The sequence below is a fragment of the bacterium genome (assembly GCA_024226335.1).
GTDB lineage: Bacteria > Myxococcota_A > UBA9160 > SZUA-336 > SZUA-336 > JAAELY01.
In genome coordinates this window covers 1-13,185 of record JAAELY010000440.1, presented here as the reverse complement: position 1 = coordinate 13,185, position 13,185 = coordinate 1, and the positions used below count along the sequence as shown (strand labels likewise).

Here is a 13,185-nt window from a genome sequence, read left to right as displayed (position 1 = left end):
GGTCCGGTCTAGACGAGATCGAGTACGAGTTCCGGCGGCCGTCCGACGACCGCCCGATCGCCACTCGCGAAGATTGGGCGCTCCATCAGAAGGGGCTCTTCAGCCACCGCGTCGAGTAATTCCGCCTCGGGCGTCTCCAGGCTCAATCCGCGCGCCTTGAACGCATCCTCGCCCGTGCGAATCCACTCGGCGATCGGCCGATCGAGCTTTCTCATCAATTTCTCGAGTTCGGCGCGCGAGAGCGGCGCCTCCAGGTACTCGACGATCTCGATGGTGATTCCGCGTTCTTCGAGCAACTGCTTGGCCGCTCGACTCTTCGAGCAGCGCGGATTGTGGTAGAGAACGGGCTTTGCCATTCCGTGAGAATAGCCCCGTTTTGGGGCCCCGGGCCAGGTCCGTGTATCGGGCCCCGATTCACCGCTTGAGGGAGCGCGGCGGTTGTATACACTGGGATTCGAACCACGCCCATCCGGGCGAGCGGAGGACCCCCTATGCCCAGCAACGCAGAAGCCGCACTCGAGAGATTCAAAAAACTGGTCGGCGAGAACGAAGGACCGAGCAAGGATCACAAGGTCGAGCAAGCGCAAATCAACTTGTTTGCCGACGCCACCGGTGATCATCAGTTCATTCACATCGACCCCGAGAAGTCCGCGAAGCTCTCTCCCTACAAGGTGACGATCGCTCACGGCTATCTGACGCTCTCTATGCTCCCCCTTCTCTCCGGAAGCATCGAGAACAGCGATCCGGAGGCCTACAAAGGCGTGATCATGGGTGTGAACTACGGACTCGACAAAGTTCGCTTCCCGAACCCGGTCAAGGTGGATGCGACGATTCGCGCGAACCGCGAGTTGATGTCGGCAGACCTCGTGGCACCCAATACGATCCAGCTCAAGCAGAAGGTCGTGATCGAGATCGAGGGCGAGGCGAAGCCGGCCTGTGTGGCCGAGAGCTTGTCCCGGCTCATCTACAGTTGAAGGTAACGGCGGCAAGACACTCGCCGCCTCGATCGCTTCTGCAGGCAAAGGCGTTGCGCAAGGGTTTGCGCCTGGGGAAATACCGCCTGGAGCGGCATCTGGGTAGCGGTGCGTTCGCAGACGTGTGGTCGGCGCGCGATACAGTCGAGAACCGCGTCGTGGCGCTGAAGATCACCTCTAAAGAGGTGGTCGAACAGCACGGTCGCGCGGCAATCGAACGCGAGGCGCGCATTGCGGCCAACCTGTCGCATCCGAACATCGTCGGCACACGCAACGCCGACTGGCTCGACGGGCGCTTCTTGATCGCAACCGATCTGGCTCGCATCAATCTTGCGAGCTATGCGGGCGCGCGTCGCTCGGCAAACGTGGCGTTGAGGGTAATCGGCGACGTGATCTCGGGCCTGGCGTATGCTCACGAGCGACGCCTGATGCACCGGGACCTCAAACCCGAGAACATCTTGATCTTTGCGGATGGTCGCGCGGCGCTTGCTGACTTTGGCACGTCGGTATTCGCGAAGGCCGGTACGATCACGATGACGGAAGTGGGTACTCTCGGATACATGGCGCCGGAACAGGCCTATGGCCGTCCCAGCCTTTCATCGGATGTGTTCTCGGTCGGCGTGATCGCGTACGATCTGCTCTCGGGCAAGCTCCTTTCCTGGCCGTTCGACTGGCCCCCTCGCGGCTACCCGCGTTTCCAGTCACGGGTACCCGAACCCCTGCATCCCGTGATTCGCAAGGCTTGCGAATTCAACCCCCGCAAGCGCTACCGCAATGGTGTCGAGTTTCTAGACGCGTGGGATGCGGCGATGCGCAAGATCGAACGCAACCGGACACCCAAACCTCGAAAGAGTCGCAAGCAGATCGAGCCACCGTCGCCCCTCGAAGTTCAGGCTCGCTTGTTCCGCAAGCGCCACGGCGCGCGACTCGGCATGAAGTTCGAGTGCCATGGTTGCGAAGGGCCGATTGCCGAGACCATGAGCTTCTGTCCGTGGTGTGGCAGTTCGGAAAACTCCTTTCGCGAGATCACCCGCTTCCCGCTCGTGTGTCCGAGTTGTGAACGAGGTGTGAAGGCGGAGTGGAAAGCCTGCCCCTGGTGCTACGCAGGTCGGTTCGAAGGCAACGGCCGCGAACCGCGTTTCGACCCCCTGGCCGAACGGAACTGCACGCGTCGCGATTGCGATGGCCAGCTGCGGAAGTTCATGCGCTACTGTCCGTTGTGCAAACAGAAACCTCGCCGAGTCTGGAGCGATGCCGAACTTTCCGATCGCTGCCCGCGCTGTCGTTGGTCCGTGTCACGAGAGTTCTGGCACTTCTGTCCGTGGTGCGGACGCAAGGAGAAGCGTTGACGGTCTGCTGGACACTGCCCGGACTTCGCGGGAACCCTTGCTAGACTGAGACTCATCGGAGGGTGCTTGAGCTGGGTCGGAGTTGCAGGATTCCTGGGAGCGTCCGGTGTTGCCGCCGGCGCATTCGGCGCGCACGGGCTGCGCGAGCACCTGACCCCCGAGATCCTGGCATCCTGGGATACGGCCGTGCTGTACCACCTGCTCCACAGCCTGGCGATCCTGGCCCTGGGCCTCGTTGGAGTCGTCAACGGGCGCAAAGTGCATCTTCCCGCTTCGCTCTTCACTGCGGGCGTGTTCTTGTTTTCGGGCTCGATCTACGCTCTGGCTCTGGGCTTGCCGCGTGTGCTGGGCCCCGTGACGCCTCTCGGGGGCCTGTGCTTGATTGCCGGATGGATTTCTCTGCCCTGGTGGGCGCGAAGCAGCGCGAAGTCGTGAAAGAGGCAAGCGCACAACGCATCCACGCCTGGTTCGGTTTTCTTCCCTGGATAGGGGTCGGTATTTCCTGCCTGCCCTTGATCTTGTACGGGTATCCGGAGGGGCACGACTGGCAGACGGAATTAGTTCGCGTTTCGGAATACCAATCTGCGTTGCTTGCGGGCCAGTTTCCCCCGGTCTGGTCCGAGAACTTGTACGCGGGTTACGGCTCTCCGGTCTTTCTGTTCTACGCGCCGTTGTTCTCGCTCGGGGCGTCCCTGGCTTCGTGGGCCGTGGGTTCGATTCCGACCGGCTCGAGCCTTCTCCTGATTGTGCTGACGGTAGTTTCGCTACTGACGGCGCGGAGTATGTTGCGTGCTTCACTCGATGACGCAAGCGCAAACTCGGGGTCAGTGGGTCGAGTTGAGGGGGCGGCAGTTCGCGTCGGCTTGTACGGCTTCGTCCTTCATCCCTACCTGATCGCCGACAAGTTGACGCGCAACGCGAACGCCGAGTTCGCTGCGTTGTGCCTGATCCCTCTGGTCGTGCTCGGTGTTCTGACTGCAGCGACGCGTCCCCGCGCGGCTTTTGCGGCCCTGGCTGGGGGGCTGGCTCTGTCGATCCTCAGCCACAACCTCACGGCGCTGATCGCATTGGGAACGGCGTTGATCGCCGGGGGAATGCTGTACCTGGCGCCACTGCGGGCAGCAGCGCTGCGTGTAGCGGGCCTGGCGATTGCGACCGGTCTTGGAATGAGTGCCTTTTTCTGGTTGCCCGCCAACTGGTTCATGGAACTCGTGCGAACAGACCAGTTGCTCGGCGGAAAGTTTGACTTCCACATACAATTCAAGCCGTTCGTCAGTCACCTCCTGTACGGGCACCTCTCCGGCGTGGGCTTGTTGACACCCGCGATCTTCCTTGCCGCTCTCTACGCGCTGTACCGAGTCGATATCGATCCGCGCAAGAAGCGGTTGCTAGTCGGGGCGATCGCCGGCATGCTCGGTTTCGCATTCATGCTGACCTCTGCGAGTACTCCGATCTGGGAAAGTGTTCCGCTGCTTCCGTACTTTCAGTTTCCCTGGCGGATGCTCGGTCCGCTGGCGCTCGTGACTGCGATCGCAGCGACTCTGGGCTTCGCCCTGCTTCTGCGCGGAAAATCCGCAGAACGCGTCTTCACCGTCGAACTCGTGCTCTTCGTTCTATTTGTCGCAAACGCCTGGCCGGCACTCTCCCGTTCCAAGCATTTCGATCCCGAGGCCTGGACTCGAATCGAGAAATTCGTAGCGCCCGAGTCGATTCGTGTCGGTCGACAGAAGGTCACGGTCGGTCACGAATTTCTGCCTCGTGGTGCCAATCCCAAGGCCTGGGTTCGCGATCGGCCCGTACTCGGTCCAGTCATTTCTACCCGACCCCAGGCATCGCTTCGCGTGGAGACGGATCACGGTTCTCATACGGTCTTCCATGTCCAGGCGACCGAACCCACGAGCATCGTCGTTGCGCGCTGGTTCTATCCGGGCTGGCAACTCACTCTCGACGACACACCTGCGCAGCCGCGGGCGGCGCCGTCGGGTGCGATCGAGATCCGGGTGCCTCGCGGCAGGACACGTGTCGATCTCCAGTACCGAGCACCCCTTCCGCACAGAGTGGCTCAGGTCATCAGTTTCGGATTCTTGGTGTTCTTTATTCTGGTGCTCTGGAGACGGGAGTGGATTCTCGGACGGATTGCTAGCCTCTGAGCATGCGCTCGTTTCAGATCCTACTCGGTATGCTCGTGGCTTCCGTCGCGATCAGCGGCATCTTGGGCGCGCACTACTACATCGCCACGCGACTCGTACTGGACCCCGGTGTTCCCGCGCCGTATCGCCAGATCCTGATCGGGGGACTCGTGTTGCTGGTCGCGTTGAATGTGGCCCACCCGATCGTCGAACGACTCATCGGTCCGCCGCTCTCGCGCTGGGTCGCCTGGCCTGCTTCGCTGTGGATGGGCGTGTTCTTCCTGACCTTCGTGACCCTGGGCGTTTCCGACCTGCTGATCTGGTCATTCGGTGTGGGCGATGCGCTGGCCGTGGCAACTGGGATCGACGGCTCAGAAGGTGCGTCGCGACTCGCGGCATTCCGGGCGCTGTTCGTGTTGACCGTCGTGACCGGGGCGACTCTCGCCGGTCTGGCGTCCGGTCTGGCCCCGCCGCTACTGGAACGCGTCGAGATCTCACTCGAGCGCTGGCCGCAGTCGTTCAACGGCTATCGGGTCGTTCAGATCAGCGACATCCACATCGGTCCTCTTCTAGGCCGTCGTTTCGCCAGCTATCTGGTCGAGCGTTGCAATGCTCTCGATCCCGACCTGATCGTGGTGACCGGTGATCTGGTCGACGGTGCAGTTCGGCATCTGGAGGATGAGGTCGCTCCTTTCGCGGATCTGCGCGCACGTCAGGGTGTGTACTTCGTCACGGGCAACCACGATCACTACTCTCATGCTGCATCCTGGGTCGAATGCGTCGAACGGTTCGGCTTTATCCCGTTGCGCAACCGACACGTGACGCTGGGGGAGGGAGAAGCCCGTTTCGTACTGGCGGGCGTTGATGATCATCGCGGGGGATTTCTCGATGGGGAGAAAGAGGACCTGTCCGCGGCTCTCGAAGGACGTGCACCGGATATTGCGACCCTGCTACTGGCGCACGACCCTTCCACTTTCAAGCGGGCTTCTTCGCACGACGTAGACCTGCAGCTCTCCGGCCATACCCACGCCGGGCAGATCTGGCCGTTTCGTTACCTGGTGCGTCTGGCAATTCCGTTCGTGGCCGGACGTTACCGCCGCAACGGTTCCGAACTCTACGTGAACCGGGGAACCGGCTTCTGGGGTCCGCCCATGCGCTTGTTCGCGCCCGCCGAGATCACCGAGATCACTCTGCGTTCGGCTCCATCGCCTGTTCGCTGAAGACTTCCCAGTGCAGGCACTCGTCGACGGAGCGTCGCGGGGGGCGTCCGTAGCGCCCCAGGGGCCACCCGATCGGCAACAGGGCGATCGAAGGGCAGCCGTCCGGAAGGCCGAGGTAGGCATCGATTTCCTTGCCGTGCGCGCGGTGCATGGTGGTCAGCGAAACACCCAACCCGACTGCACGACAGGCCAGAAGGATGTTCTGGATCGCCGGGAACAGAGCCTGGGCTTGGGGTTGTCCGCGACGCGTCCAGCCCGCGACGAAGAGATGCACCGGAGCCTCGTGCAGATGATCGGCCAGGTGCAGGGCCGCCTGCATATTGCGGCGCCGCGCCTCGGGAAACGCGGGATCTTCGGCCGCTTCGAGTGCCGGTGCGAGATATTCGCGAAAGGCTTTCCGATAGCGCTCTGCGATGAAAGCGCGCCGCTCCTCGTCCGTCACCGCAAGGAAGACCCACGGCTGCCGATTGCCTCCGCTGGGGGCGAAGGTTCCCGCCTCGCAGATCTTGCGAATCAGCTCGGGTGGCACCGGGTCGGCTTTCAGGCGGCGAATCGCGCGGGTACTGCGAATCGCATCGAGTAGCCTGACGTCTTCTCCCAGATCGTCGATCGACGTCACGTGCCAGGTCCCCCTACGAGGGAAAGTCCTTGAGGACGGAGAGTTGGTCGCGATAGGCCGCACGCACGCCCGCGATTTCCTCAGCGCCGAATCCGAGTTCGATACCGATCTGTGTGATCTCGTTGCTCTCCACGTTCGAGACGTCATCGTCTGCAGCCGCCACGGCAAAAAGGCAGCGAAGCAGGTCGATGCGCTGGGCGCGGTTCGAAAGCTCTCGGAACTGCCGCGTGACCACGTAGTTCTCGGTTCCACCCAGCGCCAGGGCCTGTGTCTTGGCCATCATTACCACGAGCGTGGCCTGCGACTCCACGAGGTGACTGCACTCCTGAACGAGCTTCACCATGCTGTCGGTCTCATCGTCGGTCACGCGCAGATCGGCGTGGGCGACGCGCGCGAGCACGTAGGCAAAGGCCGCCAGGAAGCGTGCTTCGTCTTCGGGGAGATTGTCGAGTTTCGCGGCGATTCGCCGCACGGTGGCGGTGTCGCGCTCGTCCTCGTACTTCTCGCCCAGTCCGATCAATCTGCGCAGTGCTCTCATCCGCGGGCATAGTAGCAGGGCTTGCGCCGAGCGAACCCCGAATCGGCTCGCTGGCTTTGAGAGCCGCCAGCTGGCAGGATTGGGCTGCCGCGCCTTCGCGGCCCCTAAGGGAGGAAACCGCGTGGCCCAGACGCCGGATCTCGAAGCTTTTCGCAAGGATGTCGCCAGTTGGCTGGAGGAGAACTGCCCCCCGAGCATGCGCACCCCGCTCGGTCCCGACGAGGACTACGAATGGGGTGGACGCGCCTCGGCCGATTCCAAGTCGGAAGCCAAGCTCTGGTTGGACCGTATGGGTGAGAAGGGCTGGACCACCCCGACGTGGCCCACGGAATACGGGGGAGGCGGGCTCGACAAGGCCCAGGCGCGCATCCTGGCGGAGGAGATGCGCAGACTCGGCTGTCGCCTGGCGTTGACCAGCTTCGGCATTTCGATGCTCGGCCCCGTCCTGATCGAGTACGGCAGCGAGGAGCAGAAGCGCGAGCACCTGCCCAAGATCATCAAGGGCGAGATCCGCTGGTGTCAGGGCTATAGCGAACCCGGCGCCGGTTCGGATCTGGCCGATCTACAGACGCGCTGCGATGACAAGGGCGATCATTTTCTGGTCAACGGTCAGAAGATCTGGACTTCGTACGCCGACATGGCCGACTGGATCTTCTGCCTGGTGCGGACCGATCCCGATGCGGCCAAGCACGACGGAATCAGCTTCCTGCTCTTCGACATGGCTTCGCCCGGTGTGACCGTTTCGCCGATCAAACTCATCAGCGGCTCCTCGCCGTTCTGTCAGACGTTTTTCCAGGACGTGAAGGTGCCCAAGGAGAACCTGATCGGGAAACGGAACGGCGGCTGGACGATCGCCAAGCGTCTGTTGCAGCACGAGCGTTCGATGATCAGCGAGATGGGACTGGGAACGAGAAGCTCAGGGGGCAAGAGCAGTCTCGGGCAACTCGCCAAGGACTACCTCGGAGAAAAGCACGGTCAGGTTGCCGATCCCGTGCGTCGCGACGAGGTGGCGCGGCATCTGATGAATCAGCGCGCGTTCACGACCACGCTGCGCCGATCGGGTGATGAGGCCAAGGCGGGGCACGGTCCTGGAGCAGCGTCGTCGATCTTCAAGCTCTACGGAACCGAACTCAACAAGAGCAAGTACGAATTGCTCGTCTCGATCATGGGCGTACAGGCCCTCGGCTGGGAAGGCGAGGGTTTTGCTGAAAGCGAGTTGAGTACGACCCGTGAATGGCTGCGCTCGAAAGGAAACTCGATCGAGGGCGGGACCTCGGAGGTTCAGCTCAACATCATTGCGAAGCGCGTACTCGGACTGCCGGATTAGGCCAGGAGACAATCAGATGGCACTCATACTCAGCGAAGAGCAGGAACTACTCAAAGAAACTGCGCGCGAGTTCATCCAGGAGCGTTCACCGGTCTCCGAGCTGCGCAAGTTGCGAGACGAAGCCTCCGCCGACGGTTTCTCGGCCGATCTCTGGAAAGAGATGGCGGAACTCGGCTGGGCGGGAATCGTGTTTCCCGAAGAATACGGTGGAGCGGACATGGGCTATGCCGAACTCGGCATCGTGCTCGAAGAATGCGGCCGCACACTGGCGGCGACACCGCTGATCTCGACCATCGCACTCGGCGGGACGGCCGTGCTCCTGGGTGGCAACGAGACACAGAAGAAGGATGTGTTGACGGCGATCTGTGAAGGTCAGCGGATTCTCGCGCTCGCCGTACAGGAAGGCCCGCTCCACGATCCGCTCGCGATCGAGATGCGCGCGGAGTCGGCCGGCTCGGGCTTCCGACTGACGGGCAAGAAGAAATTCGTGCTCGACGGACACGTGGCCGATCAGATCGTGGTGGCCGCGCGTACGAGCGGTTCTTCGGGCGACTCGGACGGTCTCACGCTCTTTCTCGTAGACGCGAAGGCGTCGGGCCTGAAGACCACGCGTACCGTCATGATCGATGGTCGCAATGTGGCGGATCTGGAGTTTGACTCCGTAGAAGTCGCGCGCGACGAAGTGATTGGCGAGGTTGGCGAGGCATCGGGCCTGCTCGAAAAGGTGCTCGATCGTGCGACCGTCGCGCTTTCTGCGGAAATGCTGGGTTCGATTTCAGAAGCCTTCGAGCGCACGCTCACCTACCTGAAGGAACGCAAGCAATTCGGTGTGCCGATCGGTTCGTTCCAGGCACTCAAGCACCGCGCGGCCGCCATGTTCATCGAACTCGAGTTGTCTCGATCGGTCGTAATCGACTCGCTGCAGGCAATCGACGAGAGTCGAGCCGATGTCGAACAACTCGCGAGTCTAGCCAAAGCGAAACTGAGCGATACTGCGTTCCTGGTGAGTAACGAAGCGGTCCAGATGTTTGGCGGTATCGGCGTGACGGACGAAGAAGACATCGGACTCTTCCTGAAGCGGGCACGCGTGACGCAGCTCTGCCTGGGCGACGGCGCCTATCATCGTGACCGCTTCGCGAAGCTGAACGGTTTCTAGTGTCCTGTTCCAGAATAGCCGCCCGCGTTCTGCGCGGCCTTCACGAAGGCCGCCACTCCCTCGATGGGAATCGAGGGCAGGAGGCCGTGCCCCAGATTCAGGATATGGCCGCGGGCACCGCGGCCGATCCGGGCCAGTTCGTTCACCGATCGAGTGATCTGTTCGGCTGAACCCGCCAGCGCGGTCGGTTCCAGGTTGCCCTGAAGGGAGACTCTCTGGCCGATGCGTTCGACGGCTTGCGCGAAGTCGGTGCGCCAGTCCAATGAGACCACCTCGGCCCCCAGATCCGCGAGTTCCTCGACCAGGTGCGCCGCGCCGCGCGCGAACACGATGACGGGTGGCCGATCCGCTGGCAGGAGTTGAATTACATCGCGCAGCGCACGACCCGCGAACTCCTTGAAACGCGGAGCCGAGAGCATTCCCGCCCAGGTGTCGAAGATCTGCAGCACATCGGCGCCTGCGTCGATCTGCATCTGCAACGTGTCAGCGGTGACTTTCGCGAGCCGATCGAGCAGTTCCTGCACGAAGCGCGGCTGCGCGTAGCTGGCCTGGGACAGAACGGCAATATCGCGAGACAGGCTTCGTTCACACGCGTAGGCCGCAAGGGTCCAGGGTGCGCCCGCGAAACCGATCACCGCCGCTCGATCTCCGAGTTCCCGCTTCAGCAGGCGAATGGCCTGGCAGGTCGATGCCATTGATTTTTCGACGCTGCCCTCGATCCGGTCCAGGTCGCCGGTTCCCTCGATCGGATTGGCAACGACGGGACTCGGATTGAAGCTGAGCTTCACGCCGAGATCCTGTAACGGCAGAAGGATGTCCGAGAACACGACCACGCCATCCATGCCGAAGCGTCGGAAAGGCTGCAGCGATACGTCGGTAGCGATCTCTGGATCGCCGCACATCTCGAGGAAGCTCGAGCGCTCCTTGATCGCCCGGTATTCGGGCAAGACCCGACCGGCCTGGCGCATGAGCCAGACGGGCGGCCGATCGACGGGCTCCCCGAGACACGCCCGAAGCATGCGCTCGCGTTGGCTGAGTGCACCTTCTGGGGCCGGGATTGGATTCTTCTGGGTGCTCAAGGTCGGGAATGATAGGAGCTGATCGAGCGGAGCGCCGCTACTCCGGGGCGAATCCAAACCGGCCAATCCCCGCGCTCAGCAACCGATCGGCCGCGCGCGACGATTGAAAGGCGAGCGAGTCACGTAGGCGTTGTCGGCCAGAAAGAAGCGATAGGGCAGATCCGCGCCCCTGGTCAGGCCGATACGGGGCCCCGCCATCACGGTCGCTCGCGCGTTGGCGAGTGGTGGCAGTACGCGCAGCGCACCCGACAGAGCCGAGGTGCCGTCCTGGTCCAGGTCGATCGCGAAGGCCTGAGTCAGCTTGCCGGGGCCGTTGGTCAGCTCGCGTCCGCCGCGACCCGAGCGCCGACGGACCATCTCGGCTTCGCCTTGGGACGGTTCCACGGCGCGCACGAGCACCGCCTCACCTACACCCGGTGCCCCACAAACCAGGTTCACGCACGCGTGGATGCCCATGCTCCGGTACACGTAGAAGCGACCCGGCGGGCCGAACATCGACGAGTTGCGCTCCGTCCTGCCTTTGTACGCGTGTGAGCCCGGGTCCCGGCCTTCGCCGAGGTAGGCTTCGACTTCGACGATGCTGCCAATCGCACAATCGTCTGCAGCGATGCGATGCACGATTCGGCATCCGAGGAGTTCGAAGGCCACTTCGCGCGCGCAGCGATCGAAGAAGGGCCGGTTCAGTCTGGTCATGATGTGGCTGGTATGCTCTCGCCTTCGATCGGTCACGGCAAGTCTCGCCGATCCCGAGTACGACTGGAGTCAAGATGAAGCGCTACGGAATGACGATCCCATTCGATGGGCTGCCACTCGCAGACCAAAAAGAGTGGATCCAGGAACTGGAGCAGCTGGGCTATACCGATCTCTGGTCGGCGGAGGCCGGCGGGCACGATGGTTTCACGCCCCTGGTGCTCGCATCGCAATGGGCACCGAGCGCGAGGCTGGGTGTAGCGATCCTACCGGCCTTTACCCGCGGCCCCGCGCTACTGGCCATGAGCGTGGCATCGCTCTGCCAGGCGGCGCCCGGTCGCTTCGTCTGTGGAATCGGCACGTCGTCCAATGTGATTGTCGAGCGCTGGAATGGAATCCCTTTCGAGCAGCCCTATCAGCGGGTTCGGGACACAGTGAAGTTCCTGCGCCGTGCACTCACCGGCGAGAAGATCAGCGAAGACTACGAGTCGTTTTCGCTCAAAGGGTTCCGATTGGGCGCCAAGGTCGAGCAACAACCCAAGATCCTGATCGCGGCACTTCGTGAGGGCATGCTGAAACTTGCGGGCAAGGTGGGCGATGGCGCGATCCTCAACTGGCTTTCGGCCGAGGACGTGAAGAAGGTCGTGCCGTACGTCAAAGAGGCGGGCGACGACAAGGAGATCGTCGCGCGCATCTTCGTGGCGCCGAACGCGAATAGGGAGGAGGTGCGGGCGATGGGAAAAATGGCGGTATCCGCGTACCTCAACGTACCCGTCTACGCCGCTTTTCACGACTGGCTCGGTCGTCGAGATCGCCTCGGGCAGATGTGGAATCTGTGGGAGCAGGGCGATCGCAAAGGCGCTCTCGCCGCGATTCCCGACGAGGTCGTCGACGAATTGATCGTACACGGCACACCGGAAGAGTGTCGGGCGCATATCCAGCGGTACGTCGACAACGGTATCGACACACCCGCACTCGCGATTCTTCCGTTAGGTGTCGACGCGCGCCAGGCCTGCCGCGATCTGATCGCAGGTCCCTGAAGGCTCGTCGCTAGCCCAGGACGAAACTGACCAGGGCTTTTTCGAAGCCTTCGGGGTTGTCGAGCATTACTGAATGCCCAGCGGCTCCGACGACTTCGAGCTTTCCCTTGGGGATGACCTCTTCGGCCATCTTCTCAGCCGTGTCGGCGTCCAGTACATCGGAAGCCGCGCCGCGAATGACGAGCGCGGGGCAGGGGAGCTGTTTCAACGCCTGCCAGAGAATCTTCGTCTCCGCCTGCATCATTTCGTCCATCTCTTCTTTGGACACGTCCATTCGTCCTGACATGAAGCCGGGGTCGAGCTTCAGCTCAAAACGCCCGTCTTCGCGCTCTCGTGTCCAGTGCCCGGCCAGACGCGCCAGGATCTTGCTGTCGGTCTCCGGGTATTGCCGATGCAGTACCGACTGATACGCGGCCACGGAATCGAAGCTGGGTTCGGCATTGGCCACATCGAGCCGGATGCGCGTGGTACCGCGGGCGTCGAGTTCTGGACCGGAGTCCACGATCACGAGTCCGGCCAGTTTCTCCGGATGCAGTCCCGCGAAACGCATGGCGACTCGACCGCCGAGTGAGTGCCCCACGATGACCAGACGCTCCGCACCCAGCGCTTCGATCACGGAGTTCACGTCATTGGCCATGCTCTCGTGTCCGTAACGAAATTCTGGATCGCGATCCGAGTCGCCGTGGCCGCGCTGATCGAGCCCGATCACGCGGTAGTGGCTGGCGAGCACCGGCGCAATGTAGTCCCAGACACGGGCGCTATTCGAGAACCCGTGCAGGAACAAGAGAAGAGTTCCGTCACCGCTCCACTCGAGTGCGTGAAGACTGAGTCCATCCGTTCCCGGCAGTCGAATCGATCGGGGTTCCATCCCGCTATTCTAGCGCGGACCTTCGGGAAGTTTCCCGGCCGGTCCGAGCCAGGCTTCTAGGGAATCTCTGCACAGGGAGGAATCGAGCGAGAAGCGGGAGTCGCCGCCTGAGCAAGAAGCGTGATCCGATCGCAGATCCGTAGATCTGCAGAGGGTCGCGCGACGCAGCGCAGGCGGATGCATCGCGCTTCGCAGC

13 protein-coding genes and 1 pseudogene are annotated in these 13,185 nt (G+C 62.5%); 8 read left to right on the top strand and 6 right to left on the bottom strand.

From position 1 onward, the window contains the following. Positions 1-8: 8 nt before the first annotated feature. The gene (gene arsC, locus GY725_21170; GenBank protein ID MCP4006698.1) at positions 9-356 is read right to left on the bottom strand and encodes an arsenate reductase (glutaredoxin); all 348 of its coding nucleotides are present in this window, start codon (positions 354-356) and stop codon (positions 9-11) included. 135 nt (positions 357-491) lie between these two features. Here arsC and GY725_21165 point away from each other — a divergent pair, with 135 nt between their 5' ends. The 5 genes from GY725_21165 to GY725_21145 all read left to right on the top strand — a co-directional run bounded on the left by GY725_21165 (position 492) and on the right by GY725_21145 (position 5,672). Next, positions 492-974, top strand: a complete 483-nt coding sequence (locus GY725_21165; GenBank protein ID MCP4006697.1) for a MaoC family dehydratase — start codon at positions 492-494, stop codon at positions 972-974. 53 nt (positions 975-1,027) lie between these two features. Then, a complete protein-coding gene (locus GY725_21160) occupies positions 1,028-2,323 on the top strand; it encodes a protein kinase (protein MCP4006696.1) in 1,296 nt (431 codons plus the stop codon). A 66-nt stretch (positions 2,324-2,389) separates the two neighbouring features. Next, positions 2,390-2,758 (top strand): DUF423 domain-containing protein, encoded by a 369-nt coding sequence (locus GY725_21155; protein MCP4006695.1) that lies wholly within the window; start codon positions 2,390-2,392, stop codon positions 2,756-2,758. Then, positions 2,713-4,473 carry a hypothetical protein gene (locus GY725_21150; GenBank protein MCP4006694.1) on the top strand — a complete coding sequence of 587 codons (1,761 nt, stop codon included), beginning with the start codon at positions 2,713-2,715 and terminating at the stop codon, positions 4,471-4,473. The genes GY725_21155 and GY725_21150 overlap by 46 nt, the downstream gene beginning before the upstream one ends. 2 nt (positions 4,474-4,475) lie before the next feature. Further along, positions 4,476-5,672 (top strand): metallophosphoesterase, encoded by a 1,197-nt coding sequence (locus GY725_21145; GenBank protein MCP4006693.1) that lies wholly within the window; start codon positions 4,476-4,478, stop codon positions 5,670-5,672. Here the strand turns inward: GY725_21145 and GY725_21140 are convergent. Together GY725_21140 and GY725_21135 are read right to left on the bottom strand one after the other, a co-directional pair. Beyond that, complete coding sequence (locus GY725_21140) at positions 5,638-6,291, bottom strand: nitroreductase family protein (GenBank protein ID MCP4006692.1); 654 nt, start codon at positions 6,289-6,291, stop codon at positions 5,638-5,640. The two genes, GY725_21145 and GY725_21140, sit on opposite strands and share 35 nt — an antisense overlap. 13 nt (positions 6,292-6,304) lie before the next feature. Then, complete coding sequence (locus GY725_21135; GenBank protein ID MCP4006691.1) at positions 6,305-6,829, bottom strand: hypothetical protein; 525 nt, start codon at positions 6,827-6,829, stop codon at positions 6,305-6,307. A gap of 136 nt (positions 6,830-6,965) precedes the next feature. Here GY725_21135 and GY725_21130 point away from each other — a divergent pair. After that, positions 6,966-8,156, top strand: a pseudogene (locus tag GY725_21130) (acyl-CoA dehydrogenase). 16 nt (positions 8,157-8,172) lie between these two features. After that, positions 8,173-9,312, top strand: a complete 1,140-nt coding sequence (locus GY725_21125; GenBank protein MCP4006690.1) for an acyl-CoA dehydrogenase — start codon at positions 8,173-8,175, stop codon at positions 9,310-9,312. On the opposite strand, the gene hemE is transcribed toward GY725_21125, so the two are convergent. Beyond that, on the bottom strand, positions 9,309-10,391 hold the full coding sequence (gene hemE / locus GY725_21120) for a uroporphyrinogen decarboxylase (GenBank protein ID MCP4006689.1): 1,083 nt from the start codon (positions 10,389-10,391) through the stop codon (positions 9,309-9,311). The two genes, GY725_21125 and hemE, sit on opposite strands and share 4 nt — an antisense overlap. Positions 10,392-10,466: 75 nt before the next feature. Next, entirely contained in the window at positions 10,467-11,084 is a 618-nt protein-coding gene (locus GY725_21115; protein ID MCP4006688.1) for a DNA-3-methyladenine glycosylase, read from the bottom strand. 74 nt (positions 11,085-11,158) lie between these two features. Between GY725_21115 and GY725_21110 the strand changes: the two genes are divergently transcribed. Beyond that, positions 11,159-12,121, top strand: coding sequence for an LLM class F420-dependent oxidoreductase (locus GY725_21110; GenBank protein ID MCP4006687.1), 963 nt, complete (start codon positions 11,159-11,161; stop codon positions 12,119-12,121). Between the two features lie 10 nt (positions 12,122-12,131). On the opposite strand, the gene GY725_21105 is transcribed toward GY725_21110, so the two are convergent. Continuing rightward, entirely contained in the window at positions 12,132-12,989 is an 858-nt protein-coding gene (locus GY725_21105; protein ID MCP4006686.1) for an alpha/beta hydrolase, read from the bottom strand. Positions 12,990-13,185: the final 196 nt, after the last annotated feature.

Coding starts and splice junctions, on each gene's coding strand:
- GY725_21145 (MCP4006693.1), top strand. CDS start 4,476: ATGCGCTCGTTTCAGATCCTACTCGGTATGCTCGTGGCTTCCGTCGCG.
- GY725_21115 (MCP4006688.1), bottom strand. CDS start 11,084: ATGACCAGACTGAACCGGCCCTTCTTCGATCGCTGCGCGCGCGAAGTG.
- GY725_21110 (MCP4006687.1), top strand. CDS start 11,159: ATGAAGCGCTACGGAATGACGATCCCATTCGATGGGCTGCCACTCGCA.
- GY725_21165 (MCP4006697.1), top strand. CDS start 492: ATGCCCAGCAACGCAGAAGCCGCACTCGAGAGATTCAAAAAACTGGTC.
- arsC (MCP4006698.1), bottom strand. CDS start 356: ATGGCAAAGCCCGTTCTCTACCACAATCCGCGCTGCTCGAAGAGTCGA.
- GY725_21135 (MCP4006691.1), bottom strand. CDS start 6,829: ATGAGAGCACTGCGCAGATTGATCGGACTGGGCGAGAAGTACGAGGAC.
- GY725_21105 (MCP4006686.1), bottom strand. CDS start 12,989: ATGGAACCCCGATCGATTCGACTGCCGGGAACGGATGGACTCAGTCTT.
- GY725_21125 (MCP4006690.1), top strand. CDS start 8,173: ATGGCACTCATACTCAGCGAAGAGCAGGAACTACTCAAAGAAACTGCG.
- GY725_21150 (MCP4006694.1), top strand. CDS start 2,713: ATGGATTTCTCTGCCCTGGTGGGCGCGAAGCAGCGCGAAGTCGTGAAA.